Annotated in this window: 16 protein-coding genes; 11 read left to right on the top strand and 5 right to left on the bottom strand. The window is 69.5% G+C overall.

What is annotated here, in order from left to right; all coding sequences use genetic code 11:
* Window positions 1–6: 6 nt before the first annotated feature.
* Window positions 7–1,128 (top strand): GuaB3 family IMP dehydrogenase-related protein, encoded by a 1,122-nt coding sequence (locus ACSHV8_RS37635; protein WP_436523872.1) that lies wholly within the window; start codon window positions 7–9, stop codon window positions 1,126–1,128.
* Window position 1,129: 1 nt separating this feature from the next.
* Here the strand turns inward: ACSHV8_RS37635 and ACSHV8_RS37630 are convergent, their stop codons facing one another.
* Together ACSHV8_RS37630 and ACSHV8_RS37625 are read right to left on the bottom strand one after the other, a co-directional pair.
* Window positions 1,130–2,512, bottom strand: a complete 1,383-nt coding sequence (locus ACSHV8_RS37630) for a M1 family metallopeptidase (RefSeq protein WP_436523870.1) — start codon at window positions 2,510–2,512, stop codon at window positions 1,130–1,132.
* A 16-nt stretch (window positions 2,513–2,528) separates the two neighbouring features.
* Window positions 2,529–3,629, bottom strand: coding sequence for an LCP family glycopolymer transferase (locus ACSHV8_RS37625; RefSeq protein WP_436523868.1), 1,101 nt, complete (start codon window positions 3,627–3,629; stop codon window positions 2,529–2,531).
* A 147-nt stretch (window positions 3,630–3,776) separates the two neighbouring features.
* Here ACSHV8_RS37625 and ACSHV8_RS37620 point away from each other — a divergent pair, with 147 nt between their 5' ends.
* From ACSHV8_RS37620 to ACSHV8_RS37600, 5 genes are all read left to right on the top strand, one after another.
* The gene (locus ACSHV8_RS37620) at window positions 3,777–5,540 is read left to right on the top strand and encodes a S8 family serine peptidase (protein WP_436523866.1); all 1,764 of its coding nucleotides are present in this window, start codon (window positions 3,777–3,779) and stop codon (window positions 5,538–5,540) included.
* Window positions 5,541–5,620: 80 nt separating this feature from the next.
* The gene (guaA, locus tag ACSHV8_RS37615; protein ID WP_436523865.1) at window positions 5,621–7,168 is read left to right on the top strand and encodes a glutamine-hydrolyzing GMP synthase; all 1,548 of its coding nucleotides are present in this window, start codon (window positions 5,621–5,623) and stop codon (window positions 7,166–7,168) included.
* A gap of 131 nt (window positions 7,169–7,299) precedes the next feature.
* Complete coding sequence (locus tag ACSHV8_RS37610) at window positions 7,300–8,247, top strand: NUDIX hydrolase (protein ID WP_436523863.1); 948 nt, start codon at window positions 7,300–7,302, stop codon at window positions 8,245–8,247.
* 5 nt (window positions 8,248–8,252) lie between these two features.
* Complete coding sequence (locus ACSHV8_RS37605; protein WP_436523861.1) at window positions 8,253–9,164, top strand: NUDIX domain-containing protein; 912 nt, start codon at window positions 8,253–8,255, stop codon at window positions 9,162–9,164.
* Window positions 9,165–9,314: 150 nt separating this feature from the next.
* A complete protein-coding gene (locus tag ACSHV8_RS37600) occupies window positions 9,315–10,277 on the top strand; it encodes a CDP-alcohol phosphatidyltransferase family protein (RefSeq protein ID WP_436523859.1) in 963 nt (320 codons plus the stop codon).
* A 955-nt stretch (window positions 10,278–11,232) separates the two neighbouring features.
* On the opposite strand, the gene ACSHV8_RS37595 is transcribed toward ACSHV8_RS37600, so the two are convergent.
* From ACSHV8_RS37595 to ACSHV8_RS37585, 3 genes are read right to left on the bottom strand one after another with little or no spacing between them, the layout of a single operon-like run.
* A complete protein-coding gene (locus ACSHV8_RS37595) occupies window positions 11,233–12,477 on the bottom strand; it encodes a phosphatidylserine decarboxylase (protein WP_436523857.1) in 1,245 nt (414 codons plus the stop codon).
* 54 nt (window positions 12,478–12,531) lie between these two features.
* Window positions 12,532–12,879: a phage holin family protein gene (locus ACSHV8_RS37590; RefSeq protein WP_436523855.1), complete on the bottom strand. Its 348-nt coding sequence runs from the start codon at window positions 12,877–12,879 to the stop codon at window positions 12,532–12,534.
* Window positions 12,876–14,219, bottom strand: coding sequence for a PspC domain-containing protein (locus ACSHV8_RS37585; protein ID WP_436523853.1), 1,344 nt, complete (start codon window positions 14,217–14,219; stop codon window positions 12,876–12,878). Before ACSHV8_RS37585 ends, ACSHV8_RS37590 begins: the two co-directional genes overlap by 4 nt.
* 122 nt (window positions 14,220–14,341) lie before the next feature.
* On the opposite strand from ACSHV8_RS37585, the gene ACSHV8_RS37580 reads away from it, so the two are divergent.
* From ACSHV8_RS37580 to ACSHV8_RS37560, 5 genes are all read left to right on the top strand, one after another.
* Window positions 14,342–15,613 carry a PspC domain-containing protein gene (locus tag ACSHV8_RS37580; protein ID WP_436523851.1) on the top strand — a complete coding sequence of 424 codons (1,272 nt, stop codon included), beginning with the start codon at window positions 14,342–14,344 and terminating at the stop codon, window positions 15,611–15,613.
* A complete protein-coding gene (locus tag ACSHV8_RS37575; protein ID WP_436523849.1) occupies window positions 15,610–16,275 on the top strand; it encodes a response regulator in 666 nt (221 codons plus the stop codon). Before ACSHV8_RS37580 ends, ACSHV8_RS37575 begins: the two co-directional genes overlap by 4 nt.
* A gap of 247 nt (window positions 16,276–16,522) precedes the next feature.
* A complete protein-coding gene (locus tag ACSHV8_RS37570; protein ID WP_436523847.1) occupies window positions 16,523–18,154 on the top strand; it encodes a peptide ABC transporter substrate-binding protein in 1,632 nt (543 codons plus the stop codon).
* Window positions 18,155–18,287: 133 nt separating this feature from the next.
* The gene (locus ACSHV8_RS37565) at window positions 18,288–19,214 is read left to right on the top strand and encodes an ABC transporter permease (RefSeq protein ID WP_436523845.1); all 927 of its coding nucleotides are present in this window, start codon (window positions 18,288–18,290) and stop codon (window positions 19,212–19,214) included.
* On the top strand, window positions 19,207–20,145 hold the full coding sequence (locus tag ACSHV8_RS37560) for an ABC transporter permease (protein WP_436523843.1): 939 nt from the start codon (window positions 19,207–19,209) through the stop codon (window positions 20,143–20,145). The genes ACSHV8_RS37565 and ACSHV8_RS37560 overlap by 8 nt, the downstream gene beginning before the upstream one ends.
* Window positions 20,146–20,170: the final 25 nt, after the last annotated feature.

Below are 20,170 nucleotides of genomic sequence, written 5' to 3'. Positions count from 1 at the left end.
CAAGTCATGCGTGACGTAGTGGAGATCGGCCTCGGAAAGACCGCCCAGCGCGGTTACCACCTGGATGACATCGCGATCGTGCCGAGCCGGCGGACCCGGGACGTCGACGACGTCTCGACCGAATGGAAGCTCGACGCGTACCCGTTCAAGATCCCCTGCGTCGCGCACCCGTCCGACGCCACCATGAGCCCGGACTCGGCGATCGCCCTGGGCCGCCTCGGCGGCCTGGGCGTGCTCAACGCCGAGGGCCTGTGGACGCGCTACGAGGACCCGTCCAAGATCCTCGAAGAGCTGGCCTCGCTGGACGAGGAGGCCGACGCCACCAAGCGGCTGCAGGAGGTGTACGCCGAGCCGATCAAGCCCGAGCTGATCGCCGAACGCGTCCGCCAGATCCGCGAGGGCGGCGTCACCGTCGCCGTCCGGGTCTCGCCGCAGCACACGCTGGCGCTCGCCCCGGTGATCCTCGACGCCGGCGTGGACCTGCTGGTCATCCAGGGCACCCTGGTCTCGGCCGAGCACGTCTCCACCACGGACGAGCCGCTGAACCTCAAGGAGTTCATCGCCGACCTGGACCTGCCGGTCATCGTCGGCGGCTGCACCGACTACAAGACCGCCCTGCACCTGATGCGCACCGGCGCGGCCGGTGTGATCGTCGGCGTCGGCGCCGACGAGTGGTCGACCACCGACACCGTGCTCGGCATCCGGGTGCCGATGGCCACCGCGATCGCCGACGCGGCCGCGGCCCGGCGCGACTACCTGGACGAGACCGGCGGGCGGTACGTGCACCTGATCGCCGACGGCGGCATCGCCACCTCGGGCGACATCGCCAAGGCGATCGGCTGCGGCGCCGACGCGGTCATGCTGGGCGAGCCGCTGTCGCTGGCCGAGGGCGCGCCGGCCGGCGGCGCCTGGTGGCATTCGGCGGCCAGCCACCCGGCCCTGCCGCGCGGCGGGTTCTGCATCGCGGGCGAGCCGGACGGGACGCTGGACCAGCTTCTGTACGGCCCGGCCGATCGGGCCGACGGGCAGCTGAACCTGTTCGGCGGGCTGCGGCGGGCGATGGCCAAGTGCGGCTACCGCGACGTCAAGGAGTTCCAGAAGGTCGCCCTGGTCCTGGATAGGGCCTGAGTCAAAGGGCCGGCCGGGTAGTTCCGGTCAGCCAGGCCGCGAAGAAGGTGTCCAGATCCTTTCCGGACACCTTCTCCGCGGTGGCGATGAACTGGGCGGTGTCGCCGTTCCCGTCCTTGTGCTCGGTGGTCCAGGCTTTGAGCAGCTTGAAGAACGCGTCGTCGCCGATCGTCCGGCGGAGCGCGTGCACGACCAGCGCACCCCGCTCGTAGACGGCCCCGCCGAAGAGGCGTTCCGCCCCGGGATCGCCCGCCGGCTGCTTCCAGTCGATCGAGGCGTAGGACTGCTCGAACTGCCGCTGGGCGCTCTCCCCGCCGGTGTGTTCGGTCCAGAGCCATTCCGCGTACGTCGCGAAGCCCTCGTTGAGCCAGATGTCCTGCCACCGGTTGAGGGCCACGCTGTCCCCGAACCACTGGTGGGCCAGCTCGTGGGCGACCACGCCGGGGTTGGCCTCCTGGAAGAACGTGCCGCCGTAGACCGGCCGGGACTGGGTCTCCAGCGCGTATCCGATCCGGCTGTCGGTGACCACGACCCCGCCGTTGGCGTCGAACGGGTACGGCCCGAACACGCTCGCCAGGTAGTCGGTGATCTCCCCGGTGCGGGCCAGTGACTTCGCGGCCGGCCCGTTCTCCGGCAGTGACTCGGGCACCGCGATGATCATCGGCTTGCCGTCGTGGGTGCTCGTGGTGATCCGGTACTGCCCGATCACCACCATCGAGAGGTAGCTCGCCATCGGTGAGCCCTCGGCCCAGCGCCAGGTCGTCCAGCCGTCCTTGGTGGCGCGCGGCCCGGGCACCCCGTTGCTGATCACTTCCAGTCCGTCCGGCACGGTCATGGCCAGGGTGAAGGTGGCCTTGTCGGACGGGTGGTCGTTGACCGGGTACCACGTGCTGGCCGATTCGGGCTGGCCGAGGGCGATGCCGCCGTCCGGGGTGCGGAGCCAGCCCCCGTTGCCCAGCGACTTGTTCTCCAGCTGGTCGGGGGTGCCGCTGTACTCGGCCACGACGGTGAACTTGCGCCCGTCCGGGATTCCGGTGGCCGGTGTGACGACCAGTTCGTTGCCGCTGGCGCGACTGGTCGCCGCCGCACCGTCCACAGTGATCTTGGAAACGGTCAGGTGGGCCAGGTCGAAGTCGAGCCGGGAGAGGTTCTGAGTCGCCGTCGCGGTGATCGTCGCCCGCCCGCCGAGCCTGCCGGTGGACGGGTCGTAGCGCAGGTCGAGGTCGTAGCCGGCGACGTCGTACCCGCCGTTGCCGTACTTCGGGAAGTACGGGTCACCGATCCCGTCGGCGCCGGGCCGGAAGTCCGCCCCGGAGGGATGGGAGCATCCGGTCGTGAGCAGCAGAACGGTCAGGGCGGCGACTGGCAGGTAACCCCGTGTCATACCACCGAGGTTACGTTCAGCCCTTGTTGACCATTTTGGGGTGTGCCTTCAGATATGCGGGGATCTTTCCCTGGGCGACCGCGGTGAGGAACCCGCGTGCCTCGGTGTTGAGCTGCTCGCCGAGGTAACCGCTGCCGCTGCCGACCCCGCTGCCGTCCAGTTGCACCGAGGTGATGCCGGCCGGGGTGAGGTCGCGCAGCGCGTACGCGAACTCGACCGGCTGCCGTCCGCCGAAGGTGACGAGTGACTTGCCCAGTGCCGTGATGAGCGCCTGCAGCTTGGTGGCGTCGCTGAGGTCCTGGCTGACCGCCTTGGCCAGGATCGCCTGGACGAGCTGCCGCTGGTGGCGCTGCCGGTCGTAGTCGCCGTTGGGCAGGCCGTACCGCTGGCGGGCGTAGTCGAGCGCCTGCCACCCGATCAGGTGCCGCTTGCCGGGCAGGTAGACGGCCTGCGGGCCGCTGAAGTCGTGGCCGGACAGCTTGCGGAGTTTGCCGTTGGGCTGGCGGTGCCGCGACTTGACCTTCTGGTCGATGGTCATGTCGATCCCGCCGAGCTCGTCGACGAGGTTGTCCAGGCCACCGAAGTTGAGGATGGCGCCGGCCTGGATCGTCTTGATCCCGGTGTAGTTGCTGATCGTCTTGGTGAGCAGCTCGTACCCGTTCTGGATGTTCTTGGTGCTCGTGCCCGGCTGCCTCGACCCGTACGCGATGGCCTCGGTGATCTTGTGTTTTCCGCCGGGGAAACCGGATTTCTTGTACGCCGGGATCTGCACCCGGAGGTCGCGGGGGAGCGAGTACAGGTACGCGGACTTCAGCCCGGCCTCGACGTGCAGCAGCATGATCGCGTCCGAGTGCGGCTCCCAGTCCGGCACGCCGTTGCGCGTGTCCACGCCGGCCAGCAGCAGGTCCAGCGGGCCGGTGATGTCGGCGCCCGGGGAGGGGGCCGGCGAGGCCGGAACCGAGGCGGACGGCGCGGGCGTGTTCTCGGTCACCGGCGCCGACGGCGACGCGTCCGAGCTGGTCGAGCCTCGATTGACGGCGATCGCTATCCCGATGCCCGCGAGCACGGCGACGACCAGCCCGGCGACCACGGCCCACGTGATCTTGCTGTTCCGCATAGGCCGAACCCTAGAGGACGGGACGGCACCGGCTCAACGTCGAGTCCGAAGCTGACTGAAAGGGGGGTTACTAAATGGAAGATCGCCAGTATGTTCATCGGGCGATTCGTCAATCTGCGGCGATCGCCAACGGGGAGGCATCCACTCATGAACCGTTCGCCCCGACGGTTGACCGTCGGACTCATCTCCACCGCCCTGATCGTGGCTGCCGGTGCTGTCGCCGGCACTCCCGCGTCGGCGGCCGACACCCCGGTTCGGGTTCTGATCGGACTCAAGTCGGGTTACGACGCCAAGGCCCGGCTGTCCAGCCTGGACGCTCTCGGTCTGCGCAGCGCCGAGGCCGTCGGCCAGACGCGCGGCGCACTGCTGGCCGCGCTCGGCGCCAAGACCGTCTCGGTTCCGCAGAGCCGGGTCAGCTCCACCCTCGCCGCGCTGCGCAACGATCCCTCGGTGGCGTACGCGGAGCTGGACGTCAAGCGCAAGACCTCGGTCGTGGCTCCCAACGACCCGGTCTACACGCAGGGCTACCAGCAGGAACTCGGCCGGCTGAACGTGCCCGCGGCCTGGGCCACGACCACCGGCTCGGACATCACGGTCGCCGTGGTGGACACCGGTGTGGCTCCGGTCGGTGACCTGGCCGGCAAGGTCCTGCCCGGTTACGACTTCTTCAACGCCGACAGCGACCCGACCGACGACGGCACGTTCCCGCACGGCACGGTCGTCTCCTCGCTCATCGCCGCCACCACCGACAACGGTGAGGGCATGGCCGGCGTCTGCTGGCAGTGCAAGATCCTGCCGGTGAAGGCGCTGGACTCGGACGGCTCGGGTTACGACTCGGACATCTCCCAGGGCATCATCTACGCGGTTCAGCACAACGCGCAGATCATCAACCTGTCGCTGGGTGGCTACGGCTACTCCAAGACGCTGGCCGGCGCGGTGGCCTACGCCAACGCCAAGGGCGTCCTGGTGGTGGCCGCGGCCGGTAACGACAACACGTCGCAGCCGTCGTACCCGGCGGCCCTGCCGGACGTGCTCGCCGTCGGTGGTACCGACACGAGCAAGGTCGGCGACTACAAGGTCAGCTTCTCCAACTACGGCAGCTGGGTGGACGTGTCCGCCCCGGCCATCACCACCGGCATGTTCAAGGACGGCTCCTACCACTACGGCCTGGAGGGCACCTCCTTCTCCACGCCGCTCGTGTCCGGTATCGCCGCCCTGGTCAAGTCGGTCCACCCGAACTACTCGGGGTGGAGCCTGTGGAGCTCGATCGTGCGCTCCGGCAAGAAGGGCACGCGGAACTGGAACTCCTTCGGTTTCGTGGACGCGGCCAAGGCTCTGAACTTCGGCACCGACACCACGGCGCCGACGATCTCCCGGGCTCTCCCGGGTCAGGGCACGCCGGTCCGGGGCACGGTCAACATCACCCCGGACGGCCTGAAGGACACCGGCAGCGGTATCCGGCTGGTCGAGCTCGAGGTCAACGGCGCGTTCCACAGCTGGTCCTACACCTCGCCGTCGTTCGTTCCGAAGCTGAACACGGCGGGTCTGAACGGCCCGATCACGATCCGGCTGAAGGCGACCGACAAGGCCGGCAACGTGGGCTACTCGGGGTACCGCCAGCTGATCGCTGACAACAGCAAGCCGAAGCTCACGGTGACCAGCTGGCCGGCCAACAAGGCCAAGGTCTCCGGCACCATCACGATCAAGGCCACCGCCACCGACGCGACCACCGGCATCGCCAAGGTCGTCGTCTACGTGAACGGCAAGGTCGTCGCGACCGACCCGACCCCCGGGTACGTTCTCGGCGTCAACTCGGCCAAGCAGCCGAAGAGCTTCAAGCTCCAGGTCGTGGCGTTCGACAAGGCCGGTAACGCGGCCTACTCGGCGACGCGGACGTACACCCACTCCTGACGCATCACCGCGAGGGGCCGCTCCGTAAGGGGCGGCCCCTCGTCGCGTTCCGGGTTCGGACACGCCGGTAAACTCGCCGGGTGAGTACCCCGCGTCCCGTCCTCGTCGTCGACTTCGGCGCCCAGTACGCCCAGTTGATCGCCCGCCGGGTCCGTGAGGCCCGCGTCTACTCGGAGATCGTCCCGCACTCGATGCCGGTGGCCGAGATGCTGGCGAAGAATCCGGCCGCGATCATCCTGTCCGGCGGCCCGTCCAGCGTCTACGAGCCGGGCGCGCCCGTGCTCGACGCCGGCCTCTTCGACAGCGATGTGCCGGTCTTCGGCATCTGCTACGGCTTCCAGGCGATGGCCCAGGCCCTCGGCGGCACCGTCGCCCACACCGGCTCCCGGGAGTACGGGCGGACTCTCCTGACCGCCCAGGGCGGCTCGCTGCTCCGCGACCTGCCGGACGACCTGCCGGTCTGGATGAGCCACGGCGACAGCGTCTCGGTCGCCCCGTCCGGCTTCATGGTCACGGCGTCCACCCCGGGTGCCCCGGTCGCCGCGTTCGAGGACGTCACCACCAAGCGCGCCGGCGTGCAGTTCCACCCCGAGGTGGCGCACACCGAGCAGGGGCAGGAAATGCTCAAGCGCTTCCTGTACGACATCGCCGGCATCGAGCCCACGTGGACGCCCGGCAACATCATCGACGACCAGGTCGAGCTGATCCGTCAGAAGGTCGGCGACAAGCAGGTCATCTGCGGCCTCTCCGGCGGTGTCGACTCGGCGGTCGCCGCCGCGCTGGTCCACAAGGCGATCGGTGACCAGCTCACCTGCGTCTTCGTCGACCACGGCCTGCTGCGTGCGGGCGAGCGCGAGCAGGTGGAGAAGGATTACGTCGCCGCCACCGGCATCCGGCTCGTCGTCGTCGACGCCGAGGAGCAGTTCCTCGGCCACCTGAAGGACGTCACCGACCCGGAGCAGAAGCGCAAGATCATCGGCCGCGAGTTCATCCGGACGTTCGAGGCCGCGGCCCGCGAGCTGGACGCCGAGCGGCACATCGAGTTCCTGGTCCAGGGCACGCTCTACCCGGACGTGGTCGAATCCGGCGGCGGCACCGGCACGGCGAACATCAAGTCGCACCACAACGTCGGCGGTCTCCCCGACGACCTGCAGTTCGCGCTCATCGAGCCGCTGCGCACGCTGTTCAAGGACGAGGTGCGCGCCCTCGGGGCCGAGCTCGGCCTGCCCGAGGCGATGGTCCAGCGGCACCCGTTCCCGGGCCCGGGTCTGGCCATCCGGATCATCGGCTCGATCGACCGAGAGCGGCTGGACATCCTGCGCCAGGCCGACCTGATCGCCCGCGAGGAGCTGACCGCGGCCGGGCTCGACCGCGACGTCTGGCAGTTCCCGGTGGTGCTGCTGGCCGACGTGCGCAGCGTCGGCGTGCAGGGCGACGGGCGCACCTACGGCCACCCGGTGGTGCTGCGTCCGGTCTCCTCCGAGGACGCGATGACCGCCGACTGGTCCCGGCTGCCGTATGACCTGATCGCCAAGATCTCGAACCGCATCACCAACGAGGTCCGGGAGATCAACCGGGTCGTGCTGGACGTCACGAGCAAGCCGCCGGGCACGATCGAATGGGAGTGACGGTCAGTAGTGGATCAATCGCCCAGGGCGGTTGAATCCACTCTGACCTGCAGTTACGGAGCGCGATTCAACTGTCAGGAACCCGACAGACGCCCTGGATAGTTAACATAATCCGGGCAGAATGCCGCTTCGTGACCCCCGCACTGGAACCGCTCCGCAGGATCGCCGCCTACGCCGTCGCGACCGACGACGAAGGCCGCGTCCTCCTGGTCCGGGCCTCGGCCAAATCCGGTACACCCGGGATCTGGTCGCTGCCCGGCGGCGCCGTCGACCACGGCGAAGATCCGAACCACACCGTCGTCCGCGAGACCGCGGCGGAGACCGGGCTCTCCGTCGCGGTGACCGGGCTGCGTGACGTCCTGGCCGACATGCGCTCGCTGCCGCACCGAGGCGTCACCATCCACACCGACCGGCTGATCTACTCCGTGTCGGTGCGCGGTGGCACCCTGATCGACCGGGTCGGGCACGCCACCGACCTGGCCCGCTGGTTCACGCTCGAAGAGGCCGAGGAGCTGAAGCTGCGGCAGTTCGCCGCGGCCGCCCTCGGGCTCAGCGCCGGCTCGCCCGACCTGCGCCCCGACGTGCCGCCGACGTTCCCGTCGTTCTACGCGTACGAGGGGCCGGACGGGCTGCACCGGGCGCAGCGGTTCGCGGCCTACGCGATCGCCACCGATCCGTACGAGAACCTGCTCCTGACCCGGATCGCCCCCGGCTATCCGGGCGCGGGCTGCTGGCACCTGCCCGGCGGCGGGACGGACTACGGCGAGCAGCCCGGCACCGCGCTGATCCGCGAGCTGGTCGAGGAGACCGGCCAGGCGGGCCGGCTGATCGAGCTGCTGGGCGTGGCCAGCCACCGCGACGCGGCCTCGCTCGGGCCGGAGGGCTACCCGATCGACTGGCACGGCGTCCGCGCGTTCTACCGCGTCGTCGTGGACGAGCCGACCGAGGTGGTCATCCACGACGTCGGGGGCTCGACCTCCGAGGCACGCTGGATGCCGCTGAAGGACGTGGCCGTCCTGGCCGCCGACGAGCTGACCGAAGTCACGGCCGATGCCTTGCGGGCGGCCAAGCTAATCTAGGCACAGTGAAGATCAGACGAACGGCGGCGTACGGCGTGGCCCGCACCGCCGACGGCAGCGTCCTGCTCACCCGCGGGTCGGACCTCGGTTCGTACCCCGGTGTGTGGTCGCTGCCCGGCGGTGGCGTGGATCACGGCGAGCACCCGGCCGACGCGGTCGTCCGGGAGTTCGCCGAGGAGACCGGCCTGGCCGTCGTCGTCACCGGCCTCCGGGCCGTGGTCGCCGACGTGATCGCGCTGCCCGACGGGCCGGAGCCCTCGCTGGTGGGGCTCGTCGAGCACACCGACCGGATCATCTACGACGTCGAGGTCACCGGCGGCGACCTGCGCCCCGAGGCCGACGGCACGACCGATCTGGCCCAGTGGATGACGCCGGCCGAGGTGGCCGACCGGCCGCTGCTGGGTTTCACCGCCCGGGCGCTCGGCGTGCAGTTCGCCACCCCGGCCGCGGTGCCGCCGAGCGACGAGCCGGTGCGCCGCGGCGACCGCGTCCAGCGCTTCGGGGCGTATGGGTTGGTGACCGACCCGGCCGGCCGGATCCTCCTGGCCCGCATCACCGAGGGTTACCCCGGCGGCGGGTTCTGGCACCTGCCCGGCGGCGGCACCGACTTCGGCGAGACTCCGGAACAGGGTCTCCTGCGCGAACTATATGAAGAAACTTCACAACGCGGCCGCATTGCGGAGTTACTCAGCGTGGGGCATCGGTACACCCCGACCGCCCTGGGTCCGGAGGGCGTGCCGATGGACTGGCAGGTGATCCGTGTCGTATATCGCGTAAGAGTGGACGAACCGGTCACCGCGACGGTGTCCGAGGCGGCCGGCGGATCCACCGACCGGGCAGCCTGGTTCACCCCCGGTGAGGTGGGCGAACTCCCCTTGACCGAACTGGCCCAAGAGGCACTCGCCCAGGCGGGCTAAAATCGTCACAGTAAGACGGAGAGCGGCCCGTAGCACAGCGCAACCAAACGGCCTCTCGCCAAGGCCGCTCCGCTGTGCGATGGTGTAACCCGCAATTTCGCCGGGCTTCAAGGATGACGCCGGTGACCACGAACTCCATGGAGGAACCACGTGCCGAGTACCCCTTGGCGCCGGCGTCGATCGACGGATAGTCCCCGTCCCGCCGGTCGCCGTTGGGCTGGTCGCTTGCGTCGCGGCGGGACTCTCGCCCGACAGGCCTTACTGGTTCGGGTGGGTCGCCGGAACACCTCCGAGACGAGCCGGGCCGCCACCGCGACCCGTGCCGAGGTGCTCTACACCGGTTCGGAGCCGGGGCTGAACCACATCGTCCCCGCCCCCGGAGTTCCGCTGAACACGTCCTTCATCGAAGAACCGGCGCCGACGACCATCCCGCTGCTCCCCGGAGCGCACACGATGGCCCGCCGCGCCAGCTTCGCCCTGGTCAACGCCTGCACCCTGAGCAGCCTCGGCCTCGGCCTGCTGGCGATCTTCCTGGCCATGGAGCACGAGCCCCAGATCGCCGCCGCCTGCCTGGTCGCCTGTGTCGTCTTCGACGGCCTGGACGGCGCGCTCGCCCGCAAGCTGGGCGTCGCCAGCCCGTTCGGCGCCCAGATGGACTCGCTGGCCGACATGTGCTCGTTCGGCCTGGCCGCCCCGGTCGTCGTCTACGCCTCGCTGGTCGACTCGGTGCCGAAGCCGGCCGCCGCGCTGGCCTGCGCCCTGGTCGCCGCGTGCGCCGCGATCCGCCTGGCCCGCTTCAACGTCTCCCCGAAGGACGGCCGCTTCTTCTGCGGCGTCCCGACGACGATGGCCGCCGCGGTCCTCGCCCTGGCCGTGCTGATCGGCCTCCCGCTGCCCGGCATGGCCGTCCTCGCCGGCGTCGCCCTCCTGGCCTTCGCGATGGTCTCCAGCTTCCCCTACGCGAAACTGGCCCGCATCGTGAAGCTCCCGCCGTGGCTGTGGCTGCTCCCGATCGTCGGCGCGCTCATGCAGCCGCGCATGACGTTCGTCCTGGTCGTCGCGACGTACCTGGTCAGCGGCCCGATCCTCTGGGTCCGCGCCAAGCGCGCCTGACGTCCCCCCGAAAGCCGCCTCCCCGGAGGCGGCTTTTTCCATACCCCCAAGATCAAATTCTCCATTGCCCCGGTCCGCCGTGGTCCCGATCGTCGCTCCCGCGGGGACCCTTCCGGGCTGAGCAGGGCGCTGGCGCGCCCAAAACACTCACCCCTCCAGGGCGACGTGGTCTTCTGGCCACGCTCAGAGCAACAAACCCACCCACCCCGCCCCACCCGCAGCGGTTCCCCGGCTGGCCCCGCGCCCGCAGCGGTTCCCCGGCTGGCCCGCCCGCAGCAGTTCCCCAGCCAGCCTGCTCGCAGCGGTTCCTCAACCGGCCCGCCCGCAGCGGTTCCCCAGCCAGCCCCGCCCGCAACAGCTGCCCAGCCGGCGCTGCCCGCGTCCGCAACCGGCCCGCCTCACGCCCGGACAAGCAGCAACCCCGCCCGCGACCAGCGTCGCCCGGCTGCCACCTCACGCGAGCCCAGCTGTGCCCGATCCTCTGCCGCGACCCCCGGCCCCGGCTGGTCCTCAGGGCTGTCCCAACCCCGCAAAGCAGCCCTCACGACCAGCCGAGCCCGCCCGGCTGGTCGTGAGGGCTCTCTCGCGCATGCTGAGGCAGCCGTGAGCACCAGCCGAGCCCGGCTGGCTGGTCGTGAGGGTTGCCTCGCGTGGGCCGAAGCAGCCGTGAGCGCCAGCCGGGCCTGGCTGGCGGGCTGGCTGGTCGTGAGGGCTGGCTCGCGCTTGGGTGGGTTTTTGGGTGGGGGTGGGGCTGGGTGTGCGGGTTTGGGTGGGTCTGTTGCTCTGAGCGCGACCAAAAGACCACGTAGCCCTGGAGGGGTGAGCGTTTTGGGCGCGCCAGCGCCCTGCTCAGCCCGGAAGGGTCCCCGCGGGAGCGACGATCTGGACCCCGGCGGACCTAGGCAATGAAGGTCCTGAATTTATGGAAGGTGCCGCAGGCACTGATCAATGGCGGTCAGAGCCAGCGCGCGATGACCGTAGCCCCGCCGACCACCCGCTCGTCGACGCTGACCAGGGCCTCCGCCTTGTCGGCGGGCAGGTACACGTCGGTGCGCGAGCCGAAGCGGATCAGCCCGTAGCGCTCGCCCTTGGCCAGCAGCGTGCCGACGGGCGCCCGCTGCACGATGCGACGGGCGATCAGGCCGGTCCGCTGGGCGACGACGACGGTGCCGCGTTCGGTGTCGAGGACCGTGTAGGCGGCGACGTTGTGCTCGGCGGCGGCGGTGGCGGCGTTGGCGTAGCCGCCCTCCTCGACGAAGTAGTCGGCGACGCGACCGGCGACCGGCGACCGGTTGACGTGCACGTCAAAAACGGACAGGAAGACGGCGATGCGGAGGAACTCGCCGGGGCCGAAGCGGTCGTCGCGCATCCGTTCGACGGAGAGGACCTTGCCGTCGGCGGCGGCGACGACGGCCGACGGGTCGGTGGGCACGTCGCGCTCGGGGTCGCGGAAGAACGCGGCGACCGGGGCGGCGGCCAGCGCCGGGATGAGCCAGAGCTTGGACTTCGGGCGGGCGCGGCGGGCCAGCGCGGCGAGGCCGAGCGCGATGCCGGCGGCGGCGACGCCGTTGGAGTCGATGTGCATGGTGCGGGTCAGCGGGACGCTCGACGTGCGGAACGTCGGGGCCAGGCTCGCCGCGGTGGCCACCTCGGCCGGGGTGAAGCGCAGCTTGTGCACCCGCAGCGGCGGCTGGTTGCGGACGATCAGGTCGGAGCCGACGCCGAAGAGCGAGCCCTGCCGGAACAGCTCGGCCGCGGCGCCCTGGGTGCGGCCCGGGCCGGCCGGGGTGGCGACGCTGAGCACGGCGCCGTCGTTCAGGTGTTTCGCGAGCTTGTCGATGAGGCCGCGGGTTTCCTCGGCGGTGCCGGTGAGCGGCTCGCCGACGATGACCACGTCGGCCGGCTGCGCCTCGTCCAGCGACTCGACGATCTTCACCCGGTCGGCCACCCAGCTGCCGAGGCCGGTGATGTGGCCGCGGAGCAGGTCGGCGCTGCTGTGCTCGCCGGCGACCAGGACCAGGGTGTCGCCGGGCAGCAGCGCCTCGACTGCGGCGGCGACCACTGTCGATGCGTGATCGGCCCCGACCAGCAATGCTGTGGTGGCCGCGTTCTGCCGGGCGAACTCGGCGGTCAGGGCGCGGGCGGCCCGGGCTCCGACGGCCGGAACGGGCGTGGCGGACACGACGGGGAACTGGCTCATTCCGCGAGCATATTGCCCCGCCCACGGGGGTTGACCCGTGGGCGGGGCATCGGGTTATTTATCCGATTTGTGCTCAGTCTTGGGGTGCTCGGACTCGAACTTGGCCGCCGGGTCCTCCAGCAGCTCCTGGACGATCGAGGCGTGCACCTCGGGCGGCAGGTCGCCGGGCGTGGTCTCCACCCGGGTCTCGGCCATGACGACCGGGGCGGGCTGCTCGCGGCGTCCGGAACTGATCGCCCCGAGCAGGCCGACCGCCCCGAACAGGATCAGGCCGCCGGCGACCGTCCAGCCCAGCGCGGGCAGGTGCAGGGTGATCACCTGGGAGACCGCCCACCAGGCGGCGATGAGCAGGAAGAGCAGGCCGAAGGTCAGCGAGACGGCGTCCATCCGGTGCGGTTTCATCGGATCACCTCCAGGTTTCCGGTGTCGAGGTGCAGGTCGAGCGCGAGTTTGCCACCGCCGGTGCCGTCCGCGCCGAGGTCGGTGATCGTCTGCGACTCGGCGGCCGAACCGCTGTACTCCTGGCCGAAGACCTCGGCCCGGCCACCGACCCGGACCTGGGTGGTGGTGTCGACGTTGTCCGGCAGGAGAACCCGCAGCTGGCCGACCCGCATGTTCACCGTGGTGCTCTGGTCGGCGCCGGCGAAGTCGACGCCGCGCAGGTCCAGGGTGACGTTGCCGAGGGTGAACTCGTAGGAGTCGGCGACCTCGGCCAGGCTGCCCGGCCGGTACACGCTGTCGCGGAACTCGCCGCCCCACTGCTCGGTCCCGGTGGAGATCAGCAGACCGATCGTGGTCACGAAGGCCAGGAAGATCAGCCCGCGGGCCCGGCCGAACCACGTGCCGAGCAGGAGGCCGGACGCGATGGTGGCCAGCGCGGCGGCGAAGTACGCCGAGACGACGACGTTCAGCCCGGCCATGTCGAGCACGGCCAGCACGCCCATCACCACGATGACCGCGAAGAACGTCAGCCGGCCGAGGATCGAGCGCTCCTTCGGCGGCTTGGGCGGCTTCGGGATCGGCGGCGGGACCGGGGCCGGCGGCGGGTAGGCGGAGCTGGCGAACGGGCCGTGCGGCGCGAACGGCGGCCGGTAGCCGGACTCGGCCGGCGGCGTCCAGCGGGGCGGCTCGTACGGCGGCGGGGCCGGCGGGGTCACCGGTTCCCCGGCCGGTGCGGCCGTGGCCGGCTGCTGCGCGAACGCCATCGTCGGATCCTCGGCCGCCGGGGCCGGCCCGGGCGGTGGCGGCGGAAACGTCCCGGCCGGCGACCCCCGCTTGATCAGCAGGAACGCGCCGACCAGCACGGCCGCCGCGAGCATGCTGGCCCGGGCGCCGTCGCTGACCACGAACGAGAACGTGAGCAGTGCGGCCGCGCCGAGCAGGACCACCGAGAGCGGCGACATCCCGGACTGGCCCTTGCCGAGCAGCGACTCGACCGGTGAGGCGGTGTCGCCCTCGGACGGGATGACCAGCCAGCCGATCAGGTAGAACAGGACACCGGCGCCGCCCAGCACGCCGAGCACCGCGAGCAGCACCCGCCACAGCACCGGGTCGGTGCCGGTGCGGCGGGCCAGGGCGCCGCAGACGCCGGCGATGTACCGGCCCTCCCGCGGACGGACCAGCTGCTGACGGGCGAAGGCGGCCTGCGCCGCCGAGAGCCAGGGCGGAATGTTCGCGGAAGGTGCCGGCCCGCCCTCTGGACCGGCACCGTGGGTACGGGGTTCGGCAGCTTCGTCGTTCATGCCTTCGATCCTGCGGCCCGGCACGCCCGAGCCGCCTCAGGAGCTGACCCTGAGGCCACCCTGAGATCCGGCCCCGGGAGATCCCCGTGGCCGGGGCTTGCCGTACGTGTGACGATCGGAGGGTGACCACAACCGCCGCCCCGTCCGTCTCGGCGGTACAGCCGCGCCGGCTGTACCGCCCGCGCGATCATCGGATCGTCGCCGGCGTCGCCTCCGGGCTGGCGCGCCACCTGGGTGTGCCGGTGCTCGCGGTGCGTATCAGCCTGGTCGTGCTGCTCGGCTTCAACGCGCTGGGCCTGTTGCTCTACGCGGCCTACTGGGCGGTCCTGCCGCAGGAGGCGCGCAACGACGAGCAGCCGGCCCGCCGTGACTTCGCCGCGCTGGTGCCGTTCGCCGCGATCGGCCTGGGCGTGGTGCTGCTGCAGGCGCTGGTCTTCGGCGACCAGGTGGCGACCACGGTGGGCTGGATGATCGCGGTGGTCGCGGTCGGCGCCGGGGTGATCTGGCATCAGTCCGACCCGAGCCGCCGCGAGCAGTGGGCCGACGCGAATGCGCCGTCCGGCTGGATGGCCGCGATCGTCGGCGAGACCGACCGGCGCTCGTTCATGTTCCGCTTCGTCGGGGGCGGCATCCTGGTCGCGATCGGCGTGATCGGCGTGGTCGCGATCTACTCGCCCGCCGACTCGCTCTCGGCGGTGTTCAACGGCTTCATCTTTGCGCTCGTCGGTCTGCTCGGCGTCGGCGTGGTGGTGGCCCCGCTGGTCTGGCGCACGTTCGGCCAGCTGCGGGCCGAGCGCGAGGGCCGGATCCGGGAGCAGGAGCGGGCCGAGGTGGCCGCGATGATCCACGACCAGGTGCTGCACACGCTGGCCCTGATCCAGCGCAACTCGGCCGACATCAAGGAGGTGCAGCGGCTGGCCCGCGGCCAGGAGCGCAGCCTGCGCAACTGGCTCTACAAGCCGACCGCCTCGCCGACCGAGCGGTTCGCGGCGGCCCTTGAGCAGGCCGCGGCCGAGGTCGAGGACACGTACGCGATCAGCGTCGAGACCGTCGTGGTCGGCGACACCCAGTGCGACGAGCGGGTCGCGGCCCTGGTCGCCGCCGCCCGCGAGGCGCTGGTGAACGCGGCCCGGCACGCCGGCGTGCAGACCGTCTCGCTCTACGCCGAGGTCGAGGCCGACGAGTTGAGCGTCTTCGTCCGGGACCGTGGTGCCGGTTTCGAGTTGAGCGGCGTGGCCGAGACACGGCACGGGGTTCGTGGTTCCATCATCGGGCGCATGCAGCGCCACGGTGGGCGTGCGGAGATCCGCAGTGCCCCCGGCAACGGTACGGAAGTTCGCCTCACCCTTCCCGTCCGGGAGAGCGTGACCGCCGGTAAGGAGTCAGCACGATGACCGAGCCCGTGACCCAGTCGGAGGGCCGGCTGACCGTCTTCCTGGTCGACGACCACGCGATGTTCCGCGCCGGTGTGCGCGCGGAGCTGGGCCGGCATGTGGAGGTGGTCGGCGAGGCGAGCACGGTGGCCGAGGCGATCAGCCGGATCGGCTCCGTCCAGCCGGACGTGGTGCTGCTCGACGTGCACATGCCGGACGGCGGTGGCCGCGCCGTGCTGGAGGCCATCCGGCGCACGCATCCGCAGGTCAAGTTCCTGGCGCTCTCGGTCTCGGACGCCGCCGAGGACGTGATCGGCCTGATCCGGGCCGGCGCGCGGGGTTACGTGACGAAGACGATCTCGCCGGACGAGCTGGCCGCCGCGGTGCGCCGGGTGGCCGACGGTGACGCGGTGTTCAGCCCGCGGCTGGCCGGTTTCGTGCTCGACGCGTTCGCCTCCCGGCCGGATGTGCCGGTCGCCGACCCGGAGCTGGACCAGCTGACCAACCGGGAACGGGAAGTGCTGCGGCTCCTCGCGCGGGGTTACGCATATAAGGAAATCGCCAAAGAGTTGTACATCTCGATCAAGACGGTCGAAACGCACGTGTCCAATGTGCTGCGGAAACTCCAGATGAGTAACCGTTACGAGTTGTCACGATGGGCGGCAGACCGCCGGCTCGTTTGAAGCGAGATCAACCGAGTGTCACCGAAGATCACATGATCGGCTGCAGCGGGTGTACGTTCGGCCACTACAGGGAGTACTCGCAGCTCAGACCCGTCGAATCAGCCGAAAGAACGATCTTTGGGCCTGCGTACGGACGTAAACGGCTAATATCGGCTTGATAACGGCGCTCTTTGGTTTCAGTGCCTCTGTGTCACAGTGGCAGCTACTCACACAACCCCTCGTGAGCGCCCCTGAAGGAGTGTCTCCCATGCCTGGGAAAAGCCCATGGAAGATGGCGGTCGGTGCGACCGCCATCGCCTTGTTGGCCGCTGGCTGCGGTGGCGGCGGGTCCGACGACTCGTCCTCCACTTCGAATACGGTCGTGATCGGTATCGGCGAGCCGCAGCACCTCATCCCGACGAACTCCACGGAGTCGAACGGTTCCGAGGTCCTGGCTTCGCTGTTCTACCCGCTCGTCGACTTCGACGCCCAGAACAAGCCGGTTCCGGTCGCCGCCGAGTCGATCACCTCCACCGACAACATCACCTGGACCGTCAAGCTCAAGCCGGGCTTCACGTTCAGCAATGGTGAAGCGGTGACCTCGGACAACTACATCAACGCCTGGAACTACGGCGCGTACGGGCCGAACGGTCAGGGCGCTTCGTACTTCTTCGACAAGATCGCCGGTTACGAGGACCTGCAGTCGAAGGACCCGGACGACGACGGCCCCAAGAAGGCTCCCGATCCGAAGGCGAAGACCCTCACCGGTCTGAAGAAGGTCGACGACACCACCTTCACGATCACGCTCTCGGCGCCGTTCTCCGGCTGGGAGTCCGTCATGGGCTACAGCGCGTTCTACCCGCTGCCGAAGGCCGCCTTCAAGTCCGAGGGCGTCATCGCCGACGGCTTCGAGGACGCGATCATCGGTAACGGCCCCTTCAAGCTGAAGGGCAAGTGGGAGCACGACTCCCAGATCGTCGTGGAGAAGGTGGCCGACTTCAAGGGCACCGTTCCCAAGGTTGACGGCATCACCTGGAAGATCTACCAGGACCAGCAGGCGGAGTACGCCGACCTGGTGTCCGGCAACGTCGACGTGCAGACCACCATCCCGATCGAGAGCCTGGCCAAGGCCTCGGCCGACCTGGGTGACCGGTTCAAGAAGAGCCCGAACTCGGGCTTCGGCTTCATCGGCTTCCCGACGTTCCAGCCGGAGTTCAAGGACGTTCGCGTCCGTCAGGCGATCTCGATGGCGATCAACCGCCAGGAGATCACCGACCAGATCTTCCTGGGCTCGCGTTCGCCCGCCACCTCGTTCGTGTCGCCGGTCGTTGCCGGTTACCGCCCGGACACCTGTGGCGAGAACTGCACGTACAACCCGACCAAGGCCAAGGAGCTCTACACCGCGGCCAACGGTCCCAAGGAAATCAAGATCACGTACAACGCGGACGGTAACCACAAGGCGTGGATCGACGCGACGTGCAACCAGATCAAGGCCTCCCTGGGCGTCAACTGCGTCGGCAACGGTGAGCCGAAGTTCTCCGACCTGCTGACCAAGGCGGAGAAGAAGGAGCCGATCGGCCTCATCCGCCTCGGCTGGCTCATGGACTACCCGCTGATGGAGAACTACCTCGGCCCGCTGTACAGCACCACCGGTTCGTCGAACTACTACGGCTACAGCAGCCCGGCGTTCGACAAGCTGGTCGCTGACGGCTCCAAGGCGGCGACGTCGGACGAGGCGATCAAGGACTGGCAGGCCGCCGAGGACATCCTCGTCAAGGACATGCCGGTTGCGCCGATCTACACCCAGCAGAACGTCTACGGCTACTCGACCAAGGTCTCGAACGTGAACGTCGACCTGTTCCAGAAGGTCGACCTGTACAAGATCGAAGTCGTCGGCTGATCTGACTGACCGCTCGACCGGTGGTGGCGTCACGGAGAATGTGAAACCGTGGCGCCACCACTGCGTTACCCCCAACCTCATCGTCGCCGTGCTCACGAGGCCGGCGCTCTTCCGCGGAAGAGGCTAAACCCGTATGTTCCGCTACATTGTGCGGCGCTTACTGCAGATGGTCCTTACCTTCTTCGGGGCCACATTCCTGCTGTTCGCGCTGGTGTTTGCCAACCAGAAAGACCCGATCCAGGCACTGGTTGGCGAACGGCCCGTCACTGAGAGTCAGCGCCTCGCGCTGACCGAGAGATACCACCTGGATGATGGCTTCTTCACCCAGTACTGGTACTATCTGAAAGGCATCCTGACCGGGGACTTCGGCACGTCGCTCACCGGTCGTAAGAACTGGGACATGATGTCCGACGCGTGGCCGGTCACCCTCCGGCTGGCGATCATCTCGATCGTCATCGCCGCCGCCTTCGCCGTCACGATCGGCGTCTACTCCGCGCTCAAGCGTGGCGGCGTCTTCGACAACGTGTCGCTGATCATCACCCTGGTGCTGCTCGCGATGCCGATCGTGGTCATCGCACCCCTGTTCCAGTTGATCTTCGGCATTCAGCTGGGCTGGTTCCCCCCTACCGCAACACGCGACGCGACTTTCTGGCAACTTCTTTTGCCCGCCATCGTGCTCGCCTGCGTGGTCATCGCTCCCGAGATGCGGGTGACCCGAACCGCGGTGGTCGAGAACCTCCGCGCCGACTACGTTCGTACGGCGCGGGCCAAGGGCCTGACCCGCATGCGCGTCATCTGGGTCCACGTGCTCCGCAACTCGCTGATCCCGGTGGTCACGCTGATCGGCGTCGACCTGGGCACTCTCATGGCCGGTGCCATCGTCACCGAGCACGTCTTCAACATCCCCGGCGTCGGTTTCAACCTGGCCAGGGCCATCCGCACCGAGGACGGTCCGCTCGTGGTCGGGTTCGTGAGCATCCTGGTGATCCTGTTCCTGTTCATCAACCTGCTCGTCGACCTGCTCTACGCCGCCCTCGACCCCAGGATCCGCTATGAGTGACTTGAACACGGTGACCGCTGCCGAGGCGCCCGGTGGTCAGCCGAACGTGCCGCGTGGCCCGGTCAAGAAGGACAAGCCGCGCAGCCTCGCCGCCGACGCCTGGGCCGACCTGCGCAAGCGGAAGATCTTCTGGTTCGCGATCGTGCTGGTCCTGGCCATCCTGGTGATGGCCGCGTGGCCGACACTGTTCACCTCGGCCGACCCGGGCGCGTGCGCCCTGGCCAACCAGTACAAGGGCTCGACCGGGGCCGCCCTCTTCGGGTACGACTACCAGGGCTGCGACATCTACGCCAAGGTCGTCCACGGCGCGCGGAACTCGATCATCGTGGGCGTGCTGTCGACCCTGCTGTCCGGTGTCATCGGCCTGGTCTTCGGCCTGGCCGCCGGTTACTTCGGCGGCTGGCTGGACGCGATCCTGTCCCGCTTCATCGACATCATGCTCGGCGTGCCGTTCCTGCTCGCCGGTGTCGTCCTGTCGAACCGGCTCTCGTCCGACCCGAAGAGCAACGGCATTTTCGCCGTCACCCTGACGCTCGGCCTGCTGAGCTGGACCTCCGGGGCCCGCGTCATGCGGTCCGCGGTGATCACGGCGAAGAACCAGGACTACGTCGCGGCGGCCCGCATGCTGGGCTCCTCGCCGTCCCGGCTCATCTTCCGGCACATCCTGCCGAACTCCATCGCGTCCTACATCGTCCTGCTGACCCTGCTGCTGGGCATCAACATCGCCAGCGAGGCGACCCTGTCGTTCCTCGGTGTCGGCCTCAAGAACGGTGCCATCAGCTGGGGCATCATGATCTCCGAGGGCACGGCGTTCGCCCGGACCCAGCCCTGGCCGCTGGTCTGGCCGGCGATCTTCCTCGGCGTGACGGTGCTCGCCTTCATCATGCTCGGCGACGCCGTCCGCGACGCCTTCGACCCGAAGTTGCGGTGACCCTGTGACTGATATCAAGGCGCAA

It is taken from the genome of Actinoplanes sp. HUAS TT8 (assembly GCF_051380535.1).
Lineage (GTDB): Bacteria > Actinomycetota > Actinomycetes > Mycobacteriales > Micromonosporaceae > Actinoplanes.
This window is presented reverse-complemented; position numbering and strand designations above follow the sequence as displayed.